Here is an 18,765-nt window from a genome sequence, read left to right as displayed (position 1 = left end):
ATGGCGATGGTCTGGGGCATTCTGGCGCAGGCGCTGCACATCGCGCTGATCCTGGCGGCTGCACCGCTGCTGACCGGCGTGCTGCGCTGGCTGAAGGCGCGCATGATGGGCCGGCGCGGGGCGTCGCCGCTGCAGCCGCTGCGCGACCTGGCGAAACTGCTGCGCAAGACGCCGGTGCTGGCGGAGAATGCCTCGGCGGTGTCGCGGGTGGCGCCGTATGTCGCGGTCGGGGCGGCGGTGGCGGCGGCCGCACTCGTGCCGTCCTTCGCGCGCGGCATGGCCTTTTCGCCGCTGGCGGACCTGATCCTGGTGGCGGGGCTGCTGGCGCTGGGGCGCGTGGCGATGGCGCTGGCGGGGATGGATGTGGGCACGCCCTTCGGCGGGCTGGGCGCGGCGCGCGAGATGTCCTTCGCGGTCTTCGCCGAACCGGCGCTGGTGGTGGCGGCGCTGACGCTCGCGATCCTGGCGGGGACGACGAATATCGACACCATCGCGGGGGCGTTCCGCGAGGGCGGTCTCGGGCTGCGCGTGTCGCTCGGCCTCGCGCTGGTGGGGATGGTCGCGGTGGCGATCGCGGAGAATGCGCGCATCCCGGTGGACAATCCGTCGACGCACCTGGAACTGACCATGGTGCATGAGGCGATGATCCTGGAGGCCTCCGGGCGGCACCTCGCACTTTGGGAATATGCGGCGATGCTGCGGCTGGCGCTGTGGCTGGCACTGCTGTCGGCGGTGTTCCTGCCATTCGGCCAGGCGCCGGCGGGGGCTGCGCCGCATTTATGGGTGGTCGGGCTGTTGGCCTGGGTGGCGAAGATGGGCGCGCTGGCGCTGGCGCTGGCGGCCTTCGAGAGTGCGATCGCCAAGATGCGCGTCTTTCGCGTACCGGAATTCCTGGGGGCGGCGCTGCTGCTGGGCTTGCTCGGCGCGGTGTACCTGTTCGTCTCGACGGGGCTGTCATGAGCTTCGGGCAGATCGGCTACGACCTGGCGCATCTGCTCGGCGGCGGCGTGCTGCTCATGTCCTTCGTGCTGCTGTACCAGCGGCGCATGGCGGCGGTGATCAACGCCTTCGCCATCCAGGGCACGCTGCTGGCGCTGGCCGCGGCCTGGGCCGCGCATGCGCAGGGGGCGCCCGGGCTGTACGTGACCGCGGTGCTGGCGCTGGCGGCGAAGGGGGTGCTGATCCCGCTCGCCTTGCACGCGATCGTGCGGCGGCTGGATCTGCACCGGGCGGTCGAGACGGCGCTCGGCATCGGGCTGTCGATGGTGGCGGGTGTCGCGCTGGTCGCGCTATCGATCCTGGTGGTGCTGCCGGCGACCGAGGGCGTGCGCGCGGTGGCGCGGGAGAATCTCGCGCTCGCGCTGTCCGTCGTGCTGCTCGGGATGCTGATGATGATCACGCGGCGCAACGCGATCAGCCAGGTGATCGGGCTGATGAGCCTCGAGAACGGCTTGATCCTCGCGGCGATCGGCGTGGCCGGAATGCCGCTGGTGGTGGAACTCTCCACCGCCGCTCTGGTGCTGATGATCGCCGTCGTCGCCGGTGTGTTCTTCTTCCAGATCCGCGAACGCTTCGACACGCTGGATACCGGCAGCCTCGAGGAACATCGCGGGGAGCGGCGCTGATGCCGCTGCAGTGGATCATCGTCTTCTTCCCCTGGGCGGGTGCGCTGGCGCTGGCGGCGATCCCGGACCTGCGGCGCGCGGTGGCGGCGAATGTCGCGGTCAGCGCCGTGACCTTCGCCATGGCCATTGCGCTGACCGCGATGCCGTTCGCCGAGCACGGCTGGACGCGCACCGATGCGTTGAACACGCCCTTCGTGCTGGTGGCGGCCTTCGTCGGGCTGACCACGGCGGTGTTCTCCGCCGCAACGCTCGAGGCCGAGGGCTTCGACCATTGGCGCATCCGCGCCTACCACGCCGCCTACCAGGTCTTCATGGGGGCGCAGACGCTGGCGCTGCTGGCGGACAACCTGGGTGTGATGTGGGTGGCGATCGAGATCGCAACCCTCGCCACCGTGTCGATGGTCGCGGTGCATCGCACGGCCTCGGCCTTCGAGGCGGCGTGGAAGTTCTTCATCCTGTGCGGCGTGGGCATCGCGTTGGCACTGTTCGGCACCATCGTGCTGTACCTCGCTGCGCAGCCGCTGCTGACCGAGGAGACCGGCCTGTCCTGGGCGGCGCTGATGGGCGTGGCGGCGCGCTGCGATCCGGGCACGCTCAACCTGGCCTTCGCCTTCCTGCTGCTGGGCTACGGCACCAAGGCGGGGCTGGTGCCGCTGCATTCCTGGCTGCCGGATGCGCATGCGGAAGGGCCGGTGCCGATCTCCGCCGTGCTGTCGGGGTTGCTGCTGAACGCGGCGATGCTCGCGGTGCTGCGTGCGAAGTCGATCGTTGGCGCGAATCCCGAGGCGATCGCGCCGGGGCCGTTCCTGCTGGCGCTCGGGCTGGCGTCGGTGCTGCTCGGTTCGCTGGCACTGTGGCGGCGGCGCGATGCGCGGCGCTTCTTCGGCTGGAGCAGCATCGAGCACATGGGCATCGCCGCCTTCGCCTTCGGGCTGGGCGGTGCCGCGGCAAACCTGGCGGGGCTGCTGCACCTGCTCGGCCATTCGCTGGTGAAGTCCGCGGTGTTCTTCGGCGTGGGGCGTGCGGCGCAGGCCAAGGGCAGCCAGAAGATTGCAGACATTGGTGGGCTTGTGGCCACGCACCCCGCGCTCGGCTGGGGGCTGGCGCTGGCCATCGCCGGCATCGCGGGGCTGCCGCCCTTCCTGCTGTTCGTCTCGGAATTCCGGCTGCTGGCGGCGGCGGCGGCGGCGGCGGAGAGGCCCTGGCTCGCGCTGCTGCTGGCGCTCGGGATGGTGGTGGCACTGGCGGCGCTGGTGACGGTGCTGCAGGCGCTGTGCTTCGGCCCGCCCACGCCCGATGCCGCGGATGCACCGGGCGGCTGGCGCAGCGTCGCGGCGGCCGCGCCGTTGTGGCTGCACCTGGCGGTGGCGGCGGGCCTGGCGCTTGCGATGCCGGCCGGGCTGGCGGCGATGCTGGCGCAGGCGGCGAGGATCATCGGATGAGCGCGATGGACCTGGTGCGCGCCGGCGTGCCGCAGGGGGCACGGCCCTTCGAGCGCTTCGTGCTGACCCCGCCGCACTGGTCCGCCCTGGCCGCCGCGCTGGCTGAGGATACCGCGCCCGCGCTGCTCGCGATGTGGGCGGAACCGGGCGTGGTCCATGCCGCCTTCCTGGATGGCGCCGAGGTTCTGTTCGCCTCCGCGCCCGCGGAGGCTGGCCGCTATGCCGCCCTGTCCCCCGCGCGGCCCGGCGCGATCCGCTTCGAACGCGCCATCCGCGACCTGTGGGGCTTGTCCGCCGAGGGCGCGGTGGATGACCGGCCCTGGCTCGACCACGGCCGCTGGCCAATGGCGGGGCCGATGTCCGGGCATCCCGCGCCGCGACCGGGTGCTGAAGCGCCGCAGCCCACCTTTCTGCCGGTGGAGGGCGAGGGCATCCACGTGATTCCAGTTGGGCCGATCCATGCCGGCGTGATCGAACCGGGTCATTTCCGCTTCCACGTCCAGGGCGAATGCGTGGTCCGGCTGGAGGCGCGGCTCGGCTACAAGCACAAGGGCACGCTCGGGCTGATGCTGGGCAAGACGGTGCGCGCCGCGGCGGTCTTCGCCGCGCGCCTGTCGGGCGATTCCACCGTCGCGCATGGCTGGGCCTTCGCCGCCGCCGCGGAAGCCGCGCTGGGTGTCACGCCGCCGCCGCGCGCCATCGCGTTGCGCGCGGCGATGGCCGAGCTCGAACGCATCCACAACCACCTGAACGACTGGGGCTTCGTGTGCAACGATGCCGCCTTCGCCTTTCCTCATGCGCGCTGCGGCGTCCTGCGCGAACAGGTGCTGCGCGCCTGCGCCGCCGCCTTCGGTCATCGGCTGATGATGGACCGCGTGCTGCCCGGCGGCGTGGCACCCGACATCGCGCCGGGCGGCGCGGCTGTCATCCTGGCCGCGCTCGATGCCGTCGAGGCCGAGATGCCGTCCCTGCTGCGGATCTACGACAGCCACGCCAGCCTGCAGGACCGCGTGGTCGGCACGGGCTTCCTCGACCCCGTGCAGGCGGCGCGCTACGCGGCGGGCGGCTTCGTCGGGCGCGGGTCCGGCCGGCGCTTCGATGCCCGGCTGGCACCTGGCTACGCGCCATACGACGTGCTGGCGCCCGCCATCGCGGTCGAGGCCGGCGGCGATGTCGATGCCCGGGTGCGCGTGCGCGTGGCGGAACTGCGCGAAGCCATCGCGCTGGTGCGCCGCCTGCTGATGACGCTGCCCGAGGGCGAGACCATGGCCCCCCTGCCCGCGCGCGCCGGCGAAGGCAGCGCCATCATCGAAGGCTTCCGCGGCGAATGCCTGCATTGGCTGCGGCTGGATGATGGCGGGCTGATCCGCGGCGTCTTCCTGCGCGACCCGTCCTGGCTGCAGTGGCCGCTGCTGGAAGCCGCGATCGAGGGCAACATCGTCGCCGACTTCCCGCTGTGCAACAAAAGCTTCAACTGTTCCTACAGCGGGGTGGACCTGTGATCGGCGCATCGCCGCAGTCGATGCGTTGTGCATGTGCCTGCCTCAGGCGCCGGCGCCCGCACCGGCGGGCCTGGCTTGCGCGGCATGCGCTGCTGCGCCGGGCGCAACCGATGGTTTGGGCGCGGTCGCGCCGTGCGCTCCCGGCCCGATGCAAGGCAGCGGGCCCCTGTGGACGTTCGGGAGGCACTTCATGACCGTCCGCTTCAACGAGACCATACCCGTGCTGCGCATCTTCGACGTCGCGACGGCGCGCGAATTCTATGTCGGCTTTCTCGGCATGTCCTGGGACTGGGAGCATCGCTTCGAACCCGACCTGCCGGTCTTCGCGCAGGTGTCGCGCGGCGACCTCGTGCTGTTCCTGTCGGAGCATTTCGGCGACGGCACGCCGGGCACCAAGCTGATCCTGCGCATGCAGGGCGTCGTGGCGCTGCATGGCGAACTCACGGCCAAGGCCTATCGCCACCAGCGCCCCGGCCTGCACGACCAGCCCTGGGGCTGGCGGGACCTGGAGGTGATGGACCCCTTCGGCAACCGGCTGGTCTTCTCGGAACGCATCGACCCGGAGTGCGACTGATGCTCTGGCCCCGCCTGGCACGCGCGCTGCTGTCGCGCCCACTGACCGACCCCGCGCACGGCGCGCCGGCTGAAACCGCCGCCGCGCTCGGCGAGCGCCTGGCCGCGACCGCGCGCGCGCGTCTGGGCCGCTCCCTGGCGATCCGCGAGGTCGATTCCGGATCCTGCAATGGCTGCGAGCTCGAGGTGAACGCGCTGCAGAGCGTGGCCTACGACCTCGAGCGCTTCGGGCTGCGCTTCGTGGCATCCCCCAGGCATGCCGACGTGCTGCTGGTGACCGGCCCGGCCTGCCGCAACATGACCGAGGCGTTGGAACGCGCGCTGGCCTGCACGCCGGAACCGCGCTGGGTCGTGGCGGCGGGGGACTGCGCGGTGGATGGCGGCGTGTTCAAGGGCAGCTATGCGGTGCAGGACGGGGTGGGCGCGGTGCTGCCGGTCGACCTGCTGATCCCGGGCTGCCCGCCCTCCCCCACGCAGCTTTTGGAAGGGCTGCTGGCACTGCTGGAGGCCGAGTCGGAAAAATAAGGGCCGGCTGGATTGCTCCAGCCGGCCCCAAGAACCCGCCCGAAAGCGAGCCAGTCGAGCAGCGGCCTGCCGGGAATAAGCCGCCGCGACAGGACACAGCGTGGCAGCGCGAGGCTCTCCGTGCGGTGGCAGTCACCTTAAATCCACGCAACCTGGGCGGGTGCCGGGTACGGCGACGGGGCCGGCAAGGCGTTGTCCCGGCAGGGCCTTCAGGGCCGGGCAGGCGGGCGCGGCGCGCGTCAGATCAGGCACAATTCCGCGAGGTCGCGCCGCAGCCGCGGCGGCAGCCGGTCGAGCCCGCGCGGTTCGGGCCTGCCTTGCGTCACATCCGCCGGCGCTTCCTCGGGCTTGAGGTAGCGCCAACCCTGGAAGGGCTTCATCGGCCGCGCTTCGACCAGCACCAGCTTCGGGTCCAGCACCAGCGCGGCGCAGGGGGTGCCGTCGTCCCACTCCTCCTCCCGCAGGTCGAGGATGCGTTGGCGCACCCGCACGAAGCCCGCCACCACCCAGTAGATCGACCCGCCATCGAGCAATTCGTCCCGCCGCTTGGGGAACATGCGCGTCCAGGCGCGCAGCGGCGGGTCGGTGCGCAGGCGGTCGGCCTGGATCGCGGCAAGGGCCGCGACATCCTTGGGGCCAACGGACAGCTTGATGAGGTTGAGCACGGGTCCTCCTTCCCTCGCCAGGGGTCGAGTCGGCAAGCCCCTTTGCCGCGGCGCGCGTAACCGGGCGGCGGGGCGCGGCGAAACACCGCTCAGCGCCGCCCCCGTACGCCCCGGAGACCCCTGCCCATGACCCGATCCGCGCCGCGCCCGCCGGCCCGCCCGCCCCGCGACCTGCGGCTGGATGTGGTGCGCGGCTGGCTGCAGGTGTCGATCTTCGGGGCGCATGCGGTGGGCACGACCTTCGGCGCCTTCGGCATCCATGCCGCCTGGGGGCTGTCGGACAGTTCCGAGCAGTTCCTGTTCCTGTCGGGCTTCGTGCTGGCGTCGGTCTTCACCCTGAAGGCGGCGCGCGACGGGGCGGCGGCGGCGGCGCGCGACACCTGGGCGCGCACGGCGCGGCTGTGGGTGAAGCACATGGCGCTGGTGCTTCTGTTCGGCGCGATGATCCTGTGGGCCGAACGCGCCCTGCCGCTGCCGAACGAGGCCGACCGCCTGGCCTGGGGGCTGCTGCGGGCGGACCCGCTGACCGCGTTGTCGGGCGCGGCGGCGCTGCTGTACCTGCCCAACTACATCGACATCCTGCCGGTGTTCATCCTGGCGATGCTGGTGCTGCCTGGCTTCCTGTGGCTGGTCGCGCGCATCGGCGCCTGGGCGCTGCTGCCCCCGGCCGTGCTCTGGGCCGGGGTGCAGGCGGGGGCCTGGCAGTATTGGTCCTGGCTGCCGGTCGGGCTGGATCCGCTGGCCTGGCAATTCGTGTTCATGCTGGGGGCGTGGTTCGGGCGCCGCGCGCTGCTGCAGGGCGCTGCGGTGGCCTGGAACGGCTGGGCGGTGGCGGGCGCGGTGGGTCTGCTGGCGGTGGGGCTGGCGCAGCGCGTGGCGGAATTGCTGGGCACCGGGGTCGATGTCGAGACCGCCTGGATCCTGGCGGGCAAGACGCATCTGGGGCCGCTCGCGCTGCTGCACGGGCTGGCAATCGCGTACCTGGTGGCGGTGCTGGTTCCGCGTGAGGGGCGCTGGATGCACCGCGCCATCCCGCAGGCGCTGGCGGCGGTCGGGCGGCACAGCCTCGATGTGTTCTGCATCGGTCTGTTCCTGTCCTGGGGTGTCACGGCCATGCTGCGGCTGCATCCCGGCCAGTGGTGGCTCGATCCGGTTCTGACGCTGGCCGGCATCGGCGTGCTGGTGGGCTTCGCACTGCTGCGCGAGCGCCGGCGCTTCAGCCCGGCGCCGGCACAGTGAGCGCGGCGGCGTCTTCGGGCTGCTTCGCGCCCGCACCACGACCAGCTAGACTGCGGGCTCAACGCAACGGGTGGTCGGTGACGCGGGACGCGGATGGGGCGTGGGATGGATGGCTGGCGGCGGCGCAGGCCGGCGATGCGCGCGCGTATGACCGGCTGCTGCGCGATTGCCTGCCGCTGCTGCGCGCCATCGCGCGCCGGCGCGTCGCCGACCATGCCGAGGCTGAGGACGCGGTGCAGGATACGCTGCTGACCATCCATCGCATGCTCGCCACATATGATCCGGCGCGCCCGGCGCGGCCCTGGATCGCCGCCATCGCGGAACGGCGCTGCATCGACCGGCTGCGCCGGCGCGGCCGCACCTCGGGCCGCGAGAACCCGATCGACGACCATGCCGAGACGCTCGCCGCACCGGCCGGTGTGACCGGCGAGGACCGCGTGGCGAACCGCCAGCTGCGCGATGCGGTGGCGGAGCTGCCGGAAAGCCAGCGCACCGCGTTGCGCCTGGCGAAGCTCGAGGACCTGCCGCTGGCCGAGGCCTCGGCCCGTTCGGGCCTGTCGGTCGGCGCGCTGAAGGTCGCGACCCACCGTGCCTTGAAGACCCTGCGCCGCAAGCTCGGCGTCGAGGACGAACGATGAAGACCGATGACCTGATCGATCGCCTGTCGGCCGACCTGCGGCCCGTGAAGCGCCTGGCGCCGCCGCTGCTGCGCGCGGCGATCTGGATCGGCCTGGCGGTGCTGTTGGTGGCGGCCTGCGTGCTGGCCTTCGGGCCGCGCCACGACCTGATGGACCGGCTGTCGCGCCCGCATGAGATGGCGCAGCTGGTCTTCGCCCTGGCGACCGGCGTGCTGGCCGCGATCGCCGCCTTCGAACTCGCGCTGCCCGACCGGTCGCGGCACTGGGCGTTGCTGCCGCTGCCGGCCGCGGTCGCCTGGCTGGGCAGCCTGGGCATGGGGTGCCTCGCGGATGTCGCGCGGGAGGGGCCGCAGGCGCTGGTGCTGGGCACGTCCTGGGGGTGCTTCCGCTTCATCGTGCTGATGGGCGTGCCGCTGACGCTCTCGCTGGTGTGGATGCTGCGCCATGCCGGGCCGATCCGGCCGGTGCCGGTGGCGGCACTGGGCGGGCTGGCGGGGGCGGCGATCGCGTCGGTCGGGCTGTCGCTGTTCCATCACCTGGATGCGGCGGCGATGGTGCTGGTCTGGCACGGCGGCACGACGCTGCTGGTCGTGCTGGTGTTCCTGGTGTTCGGGCGCTTGTGGGGCGACCGCGCAGGGCCGCGCTTCACGGCGGCTTAAGGGAGGCGTGCGCAAATGCGCTTCGGGATTTGTCCGGAGATGTCATGCGCGCCTTCCTCAACATGCCGGTGGGTCTGAAGCTTGGCGCATCGAGCCTGCTCACGGTCCTCATGCTTGGTGGCGTGGTCGGCACGGTCTACGTGACCGGCACGAAGATGAACGAGCGGATCCGCGAGCAGAACCGCATCGCCGAGGGTGCGGAGCGGCTCACCGCCACGACGGCCACCGCGCGCGACGTGCCGCTGCACGCTCAGTCGCTGCTCGCCGCGCAGCGCCCGGCGGATGTCGAGGCCGCGCGCGACGCCGCCCTGGGCGCGCTGGAGCGCGCGGGCGAGATGGCGCGCCAGGCGGCATCCCAGTTCGACGACCGGACCGCGAAGGACCTGCTGGGCGCCGTGGCCGAACGTGCCGCCGTCTATGCCGCCGCGACAGCGGAACAGGCGCGGCTGCGCCTGGCGGTGCTGGCCGCGCGCGACGACGGCTTCCTGCAGCGCGCCGCCGAATACGACCAGGGCTTCGAAGGGGCGAATGCGGCGATCGAATTCGACCTGACCGGCGCGCAGCAGGACGACGTGCGCACGCGCTTCGTCGCCTTCCACCAGGGCGTGAACGACATGCGCGCATCGGCCCTGCGCTTCTTCGCGACCGCGGATGACCGCCAGTCGCAGCGTACGCGCCGCGCGGGGGCTCAGGCCCGCGTGCACATGCGCGGCGCGATCTCTGCCGCCGCCGGCCAGGACCGTGTGCGCGAGGAGCTGGAACGCATCGGCCGCAGCGCCGAACAGGCCTACGAGAGCGCCATCGCCGCGATCGAGACGGCCGCGACCCTGGCCCGCTTCACGACCGAGCAGGCCGCCCCCGCCCGCGAGGGACTGGCCACCGCCGTCGCCGCCGCGAATGACCGGCTGAACGAGATGCTGGCGTCGACCTCGGCCGCGGTGACCGTGTCGGTCGCGCAGCAGGAACGCATCGTGCTGGCGGTGGCGGGGGCGATCGTGCTGCTGCTGCTGCTGTCGGCCTGGGTCATGACGCGGGCGATCGGCGCGCCGCTGCGCCGCCTGGCCGGCGCCATCGTGCAGATCGCGGAGGGGCGCGCCGACATCAGCGTGCCCGACCGCGGCCGGCGCGACGAGATCGGCCGCATCGCCGACGCCGTGGAGGGCCTGCGCGGCAATGTCGCGACCGCCTTCGCACGCAGCCAGATGATCGAGCAGATGCCGATCGGCGTGCTGGTCGCGGACCCGCACAACGAATTCCGCATCAACTACGCCAATGCCTATTCGATGGAACTGGTCCGCTCGATCGAGGCCCACATGCCGGTCAAGCCCGAGGCCATGATCGGCCAGACCATCGACATCTTCCACAAGGTGCCCGGGCGCATCCGCACCATGCTGGCCGACCCCGCGAACCTGCCGCACAAGGCGCGCGTGAAGATGGGGCCGGAGGCGCTGGACCTGAATGTCTCCGCGCTGCGTGACTCGCAGGGCAACTACGTGGGCGCGATGCTGGCCTGGCACCGCGTGACCGAGCAGGCCCGCCTGGCCGACACCTTCGAGGCCGATATCGGCGCGGTGGTGAATTCCGTGGCCGCCGCCGCCGCCCGGATGCAGACCTCCGCCCGCAGCCTGACCGAAGCGGCAGCCGAGAGCGGGCGCGAGGCGCTGGCGGTCAGCGAGGCCGGCGCGCAGGCCAATGCCGACGTGCAGGCGGTGGCCGCCGCCGCCGAGGAGATGGCCGCCTCCGTCGAGGAGATCACGCGCCGCGTGGCGGAGGCCGCCGACGTGGCGCGCAAGGCGGTGTCCGAGGCAAAGGCGACCGACACGACCGTGCGCGGCCTGTCCGAGGCCGCGTCGCGTATCGGCGACGTGGTGCGGCTGATCGGCGAGATCGCGGGGCAGACCAACCTGCTGGCGCTGAACGCAACCATCGAGGCGGCGCGTGCGGGCGAGGCCGGCAAGGGCTTCGCGGTGGTGGCGAGCGAGGTGAAGAACCTGGCCGGCCAGACCGCCAAGGCGACCGAGGAGATCGGCCGCCAGATCGCCGAGATGCAGGGCGCGACCACCCAGGCGGTGGACGCCATCCGCGCCATCGGCACCACCGTGGACCGCACCAGCGACATCGCCACCGCGATCGCCGCCGCGGTCGAGGAACAGGGTGCGACCACGCGCGAGATCGCGCGGTCCGCGGCGCAGGTGGCGCAGGCGACCGGCACGGTGGCACAGAAGATCGAGGGCATCCGGTCCGCCGCGGAATCGACCGGCGGTTCGGCGAGCGGCGTGCTGGAAGCCTCCGGCGCGCTGGCCGGCGATGCCGAGACACTGCGCAGCCGGGCGGAGAACTTCCTGCGCGCGGTGCGCGCGGCGTGACGGATGGCGCGGTCAGCCCCGCGCCATCTCCCGATAAATGAAGGTGCCGTCGTCGGCGGCGGCATCCTGCACCGCCAGGTCCAGCAGCGCATGGTGGGGCGACAGCGCGCAGGCCGGGTCCGTGGCGCCGGCATCGCCGGTTAGGGCGAAGGCCTGGCAGCGGCAGCCACCCCAGTCGACCTCCCGCCGGTCGCAGGACCGGCAGGGTTCGGCCATCCAGGCAGTGCCGCGGTAGCGGGCGAAGGCTTCGGAGGTTTCCCAGATGTCGCGCAGCGACATCGCGCGGACATCGGGGAAGTCGAAGCCGGGCAGGCTCTCGGCGGCATGGCACGGCAGCGCGCGACCGGCGGGCGAGACCGCCATGACGCGGCTGCCCCAGCCGCCCATGCAGGCCTTGGGGCGATGCGCGTGGTAGTCAGGCACCACGTAGTCGATCACCAGGCGCCCCTTCAGCGCGATGCGCGCGGCATCGACCGTGGCCGTCGCGGCATCGAGCTGCGCGCGCGTGGGCAGCAATGCCGCGCGATTGGCCAGCGCCCAGCCGTAATACTGCACATGCGCGACCTCCAGCCGCCCCGCGCCGAGCGCCAGCGCGAGGTCGATCAGCGCCGGCAGGCGATCCAGGTTCTGCCGATGCACCACGGCGTTGAGCGTGAGCGGCAGCCCAGCCTCGGTCACGTGCCGCGCCGCGGCGAGCTTGCGCGCATGGGCGCCGGGCATGCCGCCGATGCGCTCAGCCCCCGTCGACTCGGTGTCCTGCACCGAAAGCTGCACGTGATCCAGCCCCGCCGCGGCCAGCGCCGCGACACGCGCGGCATCCAGCGTGACGCCGGCGGTGATCAGGTTGGTGTAGAGGCCGGCCTGCGCGGCGGCGGCAACCAGTTCGACAATGTCGCGCCGCGCGGTTGGCTCCCCGCCCGACAGGTGCAGCTGCAGCACGCCGAGCGCGGCGGCTTCGCGGAACACCCGCGCCCAGGTGGCGGTGTCCAGTTCCTGGGCCGCGCGCGTCAGTTCCACGGGGTTCGAGCAATAGGGGCAGCGCAGCGGGCAGCGATGCGTCACTTCCGCGAGCAGGCCGAGCGGGGGCGCGATGGTCATGCCGTCACCACGCCCTTCGCGGCCAGGTCCGCCAGCATCTCGGTCACGTCGGCCAGGATGTCGGCGCGCGGGGCGGCAAAGCGGGCCGCCAGGTCATCGGCGATGGCGCCCACGCTGCGCGCGCCATCGACCAGGCGCAGGATTTCCAGCGCAATCTCGTCGGGCACGAACATGCGTTCGGGGGCGAGCACGATCCAACGGCCGCGCACCGTGTCCTCGCGCAGCTTCACGCCGCGTTGAAGGCGCGGGATGGCGGCTTCGTCCATCACGGGCGGAAGGCGCCGGGCGGCGGCAGGCCCGGTTCCACATAGGCGAAATGCAGTGCGTCGAGCTGCGCCCAGAGCAGGTCGCATTTGAAGCGCAGCGCGCCCAGGACCTGCTCCTGTTCGGCGCGCGTGCGCGGCACGCGCTTCACGTAGTCCAGCGCGAAGGCGACATCGACCGGCGCCTGCGTCAGCCGCGGCGTGAAATAGGCGAGCGTCGTCTCCGACACGAAATCGTAGTTCTTCAGCATGCCGGCGACGCGCTGGCTGATGATGTTGGGCGAGAACATTTCTGTCAGTGACGACGCCACGGCTTCCAGCAGCGTGCGGTCGCGCACGAAGGCGACATAGGCATCGACGGCGAAGCGCGTGCCGGGCAGCAGGCCTTCCAGCGAGACGACGTAGTCGCGATCCAGCCCCAGCCCGTCGGTCAGCGCGAGCCAGCGTTCGATCCCGCCCGGCGCGGTGCCGTCGCCGTCATGGTCCACCAGGCGGCGGCGCCATTCGCGGCGCAGTTCGGCGGTGGGCAGGCGCGCCAGCACGGTCGCATCCTTCCGGGGGATGGACGCCTGGTAGTAGTAGCGGTTGAGCGCCCAGGCCTGGACCTGCGGCTTGGTCAGCTTCCCGCCATGCAGCAGCCGGTGGAACGGGTGGTGGATATGGTAGCGCTCGTCGCCGATCGCCTGCAGGCGCGCGTGCAACTCATCAGGCGAAAGCATGTCGGTCATGCGATGTGCAGCTCCATCCCGTCTTCGGCGATGTCCCAGCCGGCGGCCGCAGCCTGCGCGCGCTCGGGGCTGTCGGCCAGCAGCACGGGGTTGGTGTTGTTGATGTGGATGAAGACGCGGCGGCGCACGGGAATGTCGCGGAAGGCGGCGATGGTGCCGTCGATCGACATGTGGCCCATGCGCGCGCCGGTCTTGGGGCCGGCGCCGGCGCGGATCATCTCGTCATCGGTGAACAGCGTGCCGTCGAACAGCAGGGTGTCGGCGCCGGCGATGCGCGCGGCGAGTGCGGGCGTCATGGCGGCGCAGCCAGGGATGAACAGCAGCGCGCCGCCGCCGGCGCGCACCGACACGCCGATGGTCGCGCCATCATCCGCGCGACCGGGATCGGCGCCGGCTTCCTCGAACAGCGGGACCTTTCCGGGCACGGCGAAGGCCTCGAGCGTGAGGCCGAGCGGATCGCCCGCCGCGTCGGCCAGCGCGACGGCATCGCCCAGCGGCAGCGCGCGGCGTGGCACGATGGCGCGGTCGAGCACGTTGAAGATCGGGTTGGCATCCAGCGTGGCGAGCGCCGCCGGGCCGCCGTACAGCGCGAAGGCCTGGCGTTCGCGCAGCGTCAGAAGGCCGGCGATGGTGTCGACCTCGGCGCCGGTCAGCACCACCGCGGCGATCGGCGAATGGCGGATGCGCCCGGGTGCGGGCACGGGATGCAGGGCGGGGGTGGCGGCGATCTGGGCGCGCAGGTCGGGCGAGGCATTCAGCACCACCCAGCGGACGCCATCGGCGCTGACCGCGAGTGAGGCCTGGCTGCGCGCGGGGGCCGCCGGGTCGCCGGCGCGGGCACGCAGGCAGCCGGGGCCGGCCGAGTTCCATTGCGGGAAGCCGCCGCCGGCCGCCGCGCCAAGGACGATTGCGCGGAGCAAGAAGCTGGTGTCCTCGGGTTGCGTCCGGGCGCTCAGCGCCGCGGGCCAGCGTGACGCATGGCCGAGGCACGGCCCCGGAGGCCGGGGTCCGTGCGGGCCGTTCGGCGGCGCGGGGCGCGCCGCCGCCTGGGATCAGGCTTCGGCGCAGGCGTAGCAGTTGATCTCCATCGCGACGGACACTTCGGTCACGCGGGGCTTCTTCCAGGCCATGACGTTCTCCTGTGGCAGCGACGCGACATTGCGCCTAGGTGGAAGGTCGTGTGCCCGGGGCGTCAGGTCAAGCGTGGGTTGTGTCGATCATGGCGGGTTCTCCGGCCGGGGACGCGTGCCGACCGGGCCGAAACGCGCTAGACCCCCCGCCCCGGGCCGCCTGGCCCGCAGGAGACGGGAGAGCCGCATGGGCATGAAGGTCGCGATCGTGGGCGCCACCGGGGCGGTGGGCCGCGAAATGATCAAGACGCTGGCCGAACGCGCCTTCCCGGTGGACGAGGCGGTGGCGCTGGCCTCGGGCCGGTCGGCGGGGCAGGAGATCTCGTTCGGCGAGAAGACCGTGCTGAAAGTGCGCGACCTGGATCGCTACGACTTCGCGGGCACGGCGCTGGCGCTGTTCTCGCCGGGGGCGACGGTGTCCGCCGTGCATGCGCCGCGGGCGGCGGCGGCGGGGTGCCTCGTCATCGACAATACCTCCCAGTTCCGGATGGAACTCGGCGTGCCGCTGGTGGTGCCTGAGGTGAACGGCGCGCTGCTCGCGACCCGGCCGAAGAAGGGGATCATCGCCAACCCGAACTGCTCGACCATCCAGATGGTGCTGGCGCTCAAGCCGCTGCACGACATCGCGAAGGTGAAGCGCGTGGTGGTCGCGACCTACCAGTCGGTCTCGGGCGCGGGAAAGGAGGCGATGGACGAGCTGTGGTCGCAGACCCGCGGAATCTTCGTGAACGACCCGCCGCTGGCCGAGCAGTTCACCAAGCCGATCGCCTTCAACGTCATTCCCCACATCGACGCCTTCATGGACGACGGATCGACCAAGGAGGAGTGGAAGATGGCGGTCGAAACCCGCAAGATCCTCGACCCCGACATCCAGGTGGTCGCGACCTGCGTGCGCGTGCCGGTAATGATCGGCCATGGCGAGGCGGTGCACGTCGAATTCGAACGCCCGATCACCGAAAAGCAGGCGCGCGATGCTTTGCGCGAAGCGCCGGGCATCACCGTGATGGATCATCGCGAGGATGGCGGCTACGCGACGCCGATCGAGATCGCGGGCGAGGACAGCGTCTTCGTCTCGCGCATCCGGCGCGACCCGACCGTCCCGCACGGCCTGTCCTTCTGGTGCGTGGGCGACAACCTGCGCAAGGGCGCGGCGCTGAACGCCGTGCAGATCGCGGAACTGGCGCTGCGCAACGGGCTGTTCGCGGCCTAGACGAGATCCCGACCAGGTGGAGTCACCTCGTCGGGTGAAGATGCTCGCGCGAGAACGAGCTAGGGTCCAAAGCCAATCAGACCCGAGGCGGATGGCCGAGGATCGCGCAGCAGGCCGCCAGCAAGGACGCGCTGCCGATGCTGATGGCATCGGCAAGCGGCCTGACGCCCGGGTGCCGCGCGAGACCGGCCAAGCGCGCGACAGATGATGGGATTCGGCCCCTGGGGACGTTTCCGCGAGCCATAGCGAACGGAAACGACCCTAGCGCCGGCGCGGCCACGCCAGCACCAGCCCGCCGGCGGCGATCAGCGCGCAGCCGGCGATCGCCCAGGCGCCCGGCAGGCGCGCAAACAGCAGCGCATCGAAGCCGAGCGCAAACACGATGCGCGAATAGTGCCAGGGGGCCAGGCCCGAGACCTCGGCGCGGCGCACGGCACCCGCAATGCACAGCAGCGCCGCCGTCTGCACCGCCGCATAGAGCACCACAAGCGCAACATCGGCCATGGCCGGCGCGCGCCACAGCCAGGGCATGGCGGGGGCCAGCAGCACCACGCCGGCCAGCGCGCCCTGCAGCGTCGCGTCCCATTCATCGGCCGCGCCGCGAATGCGCCGTGTCATCACCTGGTAGAGCGCGTAGGTGAGCGCGGCCGCGACAGGCACCGCGGCGGCACAGGTGAACAATTCCCCGCCCGGGCGCACCACCACCAGCATGCCGGCGAAGCCAAGTGCGACCGCCACCCAGCGCCGCGGCGTGACGCGTTCGTGCAGCACCAGCGCACCCAGCACCACCAGGATGATGGGCGCGGTGAATCCCAGGGCGGAGGCCTCGGTCACCGGCACCAGCGAATAGCCGAGCACGGCGAGCGTGGTGGAGAAGATCAGCATCGCGGCGGCCAGGCGCTGGTCCATGGCGCGCGGCGGTGCCAGCAGCCGGCGCACCGCAGCGCCGGCATCGGCCGTGACGACCAGCCACGCGCCCCACCCCGCCAGCACGATGGCGGAGCGCAGGAAGGTGATCTGCACCGGATCCAGCGCATCCGACAGGATCTTCGCCAGCGCATAACCCAGCGTGTAGAGCAGCCCCGCCGCCAGCGTGAGCAGCACCGCAAGCGTGGGTTGGCTCATCGCCGGTCCGGGTAGTCGCGGCCCGGGCGCGCGCGATAGGAGGGCAGCGACCAGCCGGTGGCGATCGCGGCGGCGCGCGCGCCGAAGGCGATCAGCCCGCCGGCCGAGATGGCGGCGACGCGCCCGACGCCGGCTTCGTTCAACAGCACGAAGACCGCGGCGCCGAGGGCGGCGGCGGTGGCATAGATTTCCCGCCGGAGGATCAGCGGCACCTCGGCGCAGACGATGTCGCGCAGCACGCCGCCGAAGGTGGCGGTCACCACGCCCATCAGCACCGCCACCCAGGGGGAGGCTCCGGCGCGCAGCGCGGCCTCCGCCCCCAGCACGGCGAACAGGCCGAGGCCCACGGCATCCGCCCACAACAGCACCACGAAGCGGCGTTCGACCAGGTGCGCGGTGAAGAAGACCGCCACCGCCAGGGCCGCCGCCAGCCCCACCATGCCGGGAACCGCCAGCCAGAAGACCGGCGCGCCCAGGATCAGGTCACGCACGGTGCCGCCACCGAAGGCGCACAGGCACGCGATCAGCATGAAGCCCACCGGGTCGAGCTGCTTGCGCGACGCCGACAGCGCGCCGGCGACCGCCAGCACGGCCACCGCCGCCCAGGTCAGGACCAGCAGCAGGTCGTCGAAATAGCTCACGCCCGCCTTATTCGGCCGGCGCGGGCGCGGTGCGGCGGCTGCGGGCCTCGGCCTGGGCGGACCCGGCGCAGAGCAGCGACAAGGCCAGCAGCGCCGCCACCACCGGCAGCACCAGCTGCGGGTAGCCCATGTCGATGACGAAGCCGAGCGGCACCGGCGTGATCGCCCCACCCAGCGGCAGCCCGGAGGAGACGAAGCCGAACACCTTGCCGATCTGCCCCGGTGGCGCGGCGTCCTTCAGCATCACGTCGCGCGGCGTGCGCGAGGCGCCAAGCGCGAGCCCGCCCACCAGGCCAACCACCGGCAACAGCAATTCCGGGATCGGCAGCAGGCCAAGGGCGAGGATCATGGCGATCGCCACACTGGTCAGCACCACCACGAAGCCGATCAGGTTGCGCTTGGTGCGGTCCACCACCCAGCCCCCCACCAGCGTGCCGGCCGTGGCCCCCACCATGTAGCCGGTCAGCACCATCGAGGCGACCGCGACCGGGGTGCCCCACAACTTGCCCAGCACCGTGATAACGAAGGCCTGGACGCCAGACCCCGCCATCGAGGACAGCATGAAGAACCCGAAGAACAGCAGGATGGGGCGCGAGAGCAGCACCTCCCGCCCGCTCGGTTCGTCGCCGGTTCGGGCCGGCTTGGCCTGGTCGCGCAGGATGCGCGACTGCACCAGGATGGCGACCACCACCGGCACGCCGAGCAAGCCTACCAACAGCAGCGCCCCGCGCCAGCCCATCACTTCCGCCAGCACCGCCACCACCGGCGGCGCCAGCGCGAAGCCCAGGTTGCCGGTGAAGGTGTGCAACGCAAAGGCGCGGCCCATCCGTTCCTTGCCGATGGACCCCGCCAGGATGGCGTAGTCCGCCGGGTGGATGACGGAATTCCCCACGCCCGACAGGATCGCCAGCAGCCAGATCGCCCAGATGCCCGGTGCGAAGGCCATCGCCGAGATCGACAGCGCCATCAGCAGCGTGCCGCCGACCAGGAAGGGGCGCGCGCCGTGCTTGTCGACCAGGAAGCCCACGGGGGTCTGCAGCAGCGCCGTGGTGCCCGACATCAGCGCCATCGCCAGGCCGAGTTCGGCAAAGGACACGTCGAATTCGGCGCGCCAGAGCAGGAACAGCGGCGGCAGCGTCAGCACATAGAAATGCGACAGGAAATGCCCGGTGCCGATCAGGGCGATGATCCGGGCGTCCTGGCCGGTAGCGGGCGTGTCGGCGGCAGGCATGCGGCGCTCGTGTCAGATGTCCCTCAACGCTGGGCGCAAGGTGCTGTCGCGTCAACGCCGGGCCTTCGTGACAATCCCTCCATCCTTGGGACCGGCGTCGATCAT

Annotated in this window: 20 protein-coding genes; 11 read left to right on the top strand and 9 right to left on the bottom strand. The window is 72.0% G+C overall.

What is annotated here, in order from left to right; genetic code table 11:
* From MWM08_RS04440 to MWM08_RS04415, 6 genes are all read left to right on the top strand, one after another.
* Entirely contained in the window at positions 1-960 is a 960-nt protein-coding gene (locus tag MWM08_RS04440) for a respiratory chain complex I subunit 1 family protein (RefSeq protein ID WP_244458268.1), read from the top strand.
* Positions 957-1,625, top strand: coding sequence for a hydrogenase-4 component E (locus MWM08_RS04435; RefSeq protein ID WP_244458267.1), 669 nt, complete (start codon positions 957-959; stop codon positions 1,623-1,625). The genes MWM08_RS04440 and MWM08_RS04435 overlap by 4 nt, the downstream gene beginning before the upstream one ends.
* Positions 1,625-3,067 carry a hydrogenase 4 subunit F gene (locus MWM08_RS04430; protein ID WP_244458266.1) on the top strand — a complete coding sequence of 481 codons (1,443 nt, stop codon included), beginning with the start codon at positions 1,625-1,627 and terminating at the stop codon, positions 3,065-3,067. Before MWM08_RS04435 ends, MWM08_RS04430 begins: the two co-directional genes overlap by 1 nt.
* A complete protein-coding gene (locus MWM08_RS04425; RefSeq protein ID WP_244458265.1) occupies positions 3,064-4,569 on the top strand; it encodes a hydrogenase large subunit in 1,506 nt (501 codons plus the stop codon). The genes MWM08_RS04430 and MWM08_RS04425 overlap by 4 nt, the downstream gene beginning before the upstream one ends.
* Before the next feature lie 190 nt (positions 4,570-4,759).
* A complete protein-coding gene (locus tag MWM08_RS04420; RefSeq protein WP_244458264.1) occupies positions 4,760-5,143 on the top strand; it encodes a glyoxalase superfamily protein in 384 nt (127 codons plus the stop codon).
* Positions 5,143-5,667: an NADH-quinone oxidoreductase subunit B family protein gene (locus MWM08_RS04415; RefSeq protein ID WP_244458263.1), complete on the top strand. Its 525-nt coding sequence runs from the start codon at positions 5,143-5,145 to the stop codon at positions 5,665-5,667. The genes MWM08_RS04420 and MWM08_RS04415 overlap by 1 nt, the downstream gene beginning before the upstream one ends.
* 239 nt (positions 5,668-5,906) lie before the next feature.
* On the opposite strand, the gene MWM08_RS04410 is transcribed toward MWM08_RS04415, so the two are convergent.
* The gene (locus MWM08_RS04410; RefSeq protein WP_244458262.1) at positions 5,907-6,332 is read right to left on the bottom strand and encodes a DUF1489 family protein; all 426 of its coding nucleotides are present in this window, start codon (positions 6,330-6,332) and stop codon (positions 5,907-5,909) included.
* Between the two features lie 126 nt (positions 6,333-6,458).
* On the opposite strand from MWM08_RS04410, the gene opgC reads away from it, so the two are divergent.
* From opgC to MWM08_RS04390, 4 genes are all read left to right on the top strand, one after another.
* Positions 6,459-7,571, top strand: coding sequence for an OpgC domain-containing protein (gene opgC, locus MWM08_RS04405; RefSeq protein WP_244458261.1), 1,113 nt, complete (start codon positions 6,459-6,461; stop codon positions 7,569-7,571).
* Positions 7,572-7,648: 77 nt separating this feature from the next.
* Positions 7,649-8,209, top strand: a complete 561-nt coding sequence (locus tag MWM08_RS04400; protein ID WP_244458260.1) for a sigma-70 family RNA polymerase sigma factor — start codon at positions 7,649-7,651, stop codon at positions 8,207-8,209.
* Complete coding sequence (locus tag MWM08_RS04395; RefSeq protein ID WP_244458259.1) at positions 8,206-8,868, top strand: NrsF family protein; 663 nt, start codon at positions 8,206-8,208, stop codon at positions 8,866-8,868. The genes MWM08_RS04400 and MWM08_RS04395 overlap by 4 nt, the downstream gene beginning before the upstream one ends.
* A 44-nt stretch (positions 8,869-8,912) precedes the next feature.
* Positions 8,913-11,234 (top strand): methyl-accepting chemotaxis protein, encoded by a 2,322-nt coding sequence (locus tag MWM08_RS04390; RefSeq protein WP_244458258.1) that lies wholly within the window; start codon positions 8,913-8,915, stop codon positions 11,232-11,234.
* 12 nt (positions 11,235-11,246) lie between these two features.
* Here MWM08_RS04390 and pqqE read toward each other — a convergent pair whose 3' ends face one another.
* The 5 genes from pqqE to pqqA form a co-directional block, all read right to left on the bottom strand.
* Complete coding sequence (gene pqqE, locus MWM08_RS04385) at positions 11,247-12,332, bottom strand: pyrroloquinoline quinone biosynthesis protein PqqE (RefSeq protein WP_244458257.1); 1,086 nt, start codon at positions 12,330-12,332, stop codon at positions 11,247-11,249.
* The gene (pqqD, locus tag MWM08_RS04380) at positions 12,329-12,598 is read right to left on the bottom strand and encodes a pyrroloquinoline quinone biosynthesis peptide chaperone PqqD (RefSeq protein WP_244458256.1); all 270 of its coding nucleotides are present in this window, start codon (positions 12,596-12,598) and stop codon (positions 12,329-12,331) included. The genes pqqE and pqqD overlap by 4 nt, the downstream gene beginning before the upstream one ends.
* On the bottom strand, positions 12,598-13,323 hold the full coding sequence (gene pqqC / locus MWM08_RS04375; RefSeq protein ID WP_244458255.1) for a pyrroloquinoline-quinone synthase PqqC: 726 nt from the start codon (positions 13,321-13,323) through the stop codon (positions 12,598-12,600). Before pqqC ends, pqqD begins: the two co-directional genes overlap by 1 nt.
* Positions 13,320-14,243, bottom strand: coding sequence for a pyrroloquinoline quinone biosynthesis protein PqqB (gene pqqB, locus MWM08_RS04370; RefSeq protein WP_244458254.1), 924 nt, complete (start codon positions 14,241-14,243; stop codon positions 13,320-13,322). Before pqqB ends, pqqC begins: the two co-directional genes overlap by 4 nt.
* 132 nt (positions 14,244-14,375) lie before the next feature.
* Entirely contained in the window at positions 14,376-14,453 is a 78-nt protein-coding gene (gene pqqA / locus MWM08_RS26490; protein WP_198372310.1) for a pyrroloquinoline quinone precursor peptide PqqA, read from the bottom strand.
* Positions 14,454-14,640: 187 nt separating this feature from the next.
* Here pqqA and MWM08_RS04365 point away from each other — a divergent pair, with 187 nt between their 5' ends.
* Positions 14,641-15,663: an aspartate-semialdehyde dehydrogenase gene (locus MWM08_RS04365; RefSeq protein WP_244458253.1), complete on the top strand. Its 1,023-nt coding sequence runs from the start codon at positions 14,641-14,643 to the stop codon at positions 15,661-15,663.
* A gap of 261 nt (positions 15,664-15,924) precedes the next feature.
* On the opposite strand, the gene MWM08_RS04360 is transcribed toward MWM08_RS04365, so the two are convergent.
* Genes MWM08_RS04360 through MWM08_RS04350 form a run of 3 tightly spaced genes read right to left on the bottom strand, consistent with a single transcriptional unit; the run spans position 15,925 to position 18,660 of the window.
* A complete protein-coding gene (locus MWM08_RS04360) occupies positions 15,925-16,788 on the bottom strand; it encodes a DMT family transporter (RefSeq protein ID WP_244458252.1) in 864 nt (287 codons plus the stop codon).
* Complete coding sequence (locus tag MWM08_RS04355) at positions 16,785-17,429, bottom strand: trimeric intracellular cation channel family protein (RefSeq protein ID WP_244458251.1); 645 nt, start codon at positions 17,427-17,429, stop codon at positions 16,785-16,787. Before MWM08_RS04355 ends, MWM08_RS04360 begins: the two co-directional genes overlap by 4 nt.
* 7 nt (positions 17,430-17,436) lie before the next feature.
* Positions 17,437-18,660 carry an MFS transporter gene (locus tag MWM08_RS04350; protein ID WP_244458250.1) on the bottom strand — a complete coding sequence of 408 codons (1,224 nt, stop codon included), beginning with the start codon at positions 18,658-18,660 and terminating at the stop codon, positions 17,437-17,439.
* Positions 18,661-18,765: the final 105 nt, after the last annotated feature.

Source organism: Roseomonas fluvialis (assembly GCF_022846615.1).
Taxonomy (GTDB): domain Bacteria; phylum Pseudomonadota; class Alphaproteobacteria; order Acetobacterales; family Acetobacteraceae; genus Neoroseomonas; species Neoroseomonas fluvialis.
The sequence above is the reverse complement of the archived record's forward strand: the minus strand, read 5'-3'. Positions and strand labels throughout refer to the sequence as shown.

Excerpts from the sequence above, each read along its gene's own strand:
- MWM08_RS04350 (WP_244458250.1), bottom strand. The coding sequence starts at position 18,660 with ATGCCTGCCGCCGACACGCCCGCTACCGGCCAGGACGCCCGGATCATC.
- pqqE (WP_244458257.1), bottom strand. The coding sequence starts at position 12,332 with ATGACCATCGCGCCCCCGCTCGGCCTGCTCGCGGAAGTGACGCATCGC.
- MWM08_RS04425 (WP_244458265.1), top strand. The coding sequence starts at position 3,064 with ATGAGCGCGATGGACCTGGTGCGCGCCGGCGTGCCGCAGGGGGCACGG.
- MWM08_RS04420 (WP_244458264.1), top strand. The coding sequence starts at position 4,760 with ATGACCGTCCGCTTCAACGAGACCATACCCGTGCTGCGCATCTTCGAC.
- MWM08_RS04440 (WP_244458268.1), top strand. The coding sequence starts at position 1 with ATGGCGATGGTCTGGGGCATTCTGGCGCAGGCGCTGCACATCGCGCTG.
- MWM08_RS04435 (WP_244458267.1), top strand. The coding sequence starts at position 957 with ATGAGCTTCGGGCAGATCGGCTACGACCTGGCGCATCTGCTCGGCGGC.
- MWM08_RS04390 (WP_244458258.1), top strand. The coding sequence starts at position 8,913 with ATGCGCGCCTTCCTCAACATGCCGGTGGGTCTGAAGCTTGGCGCATCG.
- MWM08_RS04415 (WP_244458263.1), top strand. The coding sequence starts at position 5,143 with ATGCTCTGGCCCCGCCTGGCACGCGCGCTGCTGTCGCGCCCACTGACC.
- MWM08_RS04395 (WP_244458259.1), top strand. The coding sequence starts at position 8,206 with ATGAAGACCGATGACCTGATCGATCGCCTGTCGGCCGACCTGCGGCCC.
- MWM08_RS04365 (WP_244458253.1), top strand. The coding sequence starts at position 14,641 with ATGGGCATGAAGGTCGCGATCGTGGGCGCCACCGGGGCGGTGGGCCGC.
- pqqD (WP_244458256.1), bottom strand. The coding sequence starts at position 12,598 with ATGGACGAAGCCGCCATCCCGCGCCTTCAACGCGGCGTGAAGCTGCGC.
- pqqA (WP_198372310.1), bottom strand. The coding sequence starts at position 14,453 with ATGGCCTGGAAGAAGCCCCGCGTGACCGAAGTGTCCGTCGCGATGGAG.
- MWM08_RS04430 (WP_244458266.1), top strand. The coding sequence starts at position 1,625 with ATGCCGCTGCAGTGGATCATCGTCTTCTTCCCCTGGGCGGGTGCGCTG.
- MWM08_RS04360 (WP_244458252.1), bottom strand. The coding sequence starts at position 16,788 with ATGAGCCAACCCACGCTTGCGGTGCTGCTCACGCTGGCGGCGGGGCTG.
- pqqC (WP_244458255.1), bottom strand. The coding sequence starts at position 13,323 with ATGACCGACATGCTTTCGCCTGATGAGTTGCACGCGCGCCTGCAGGCG.
- opgC (WP_244458261.1), top strand. The coding sequence starts at position 6,459 with ATGACCCGATCCGCGCCGCGCCCGCCGGCCCGCCCGCCCCGCGACCTG.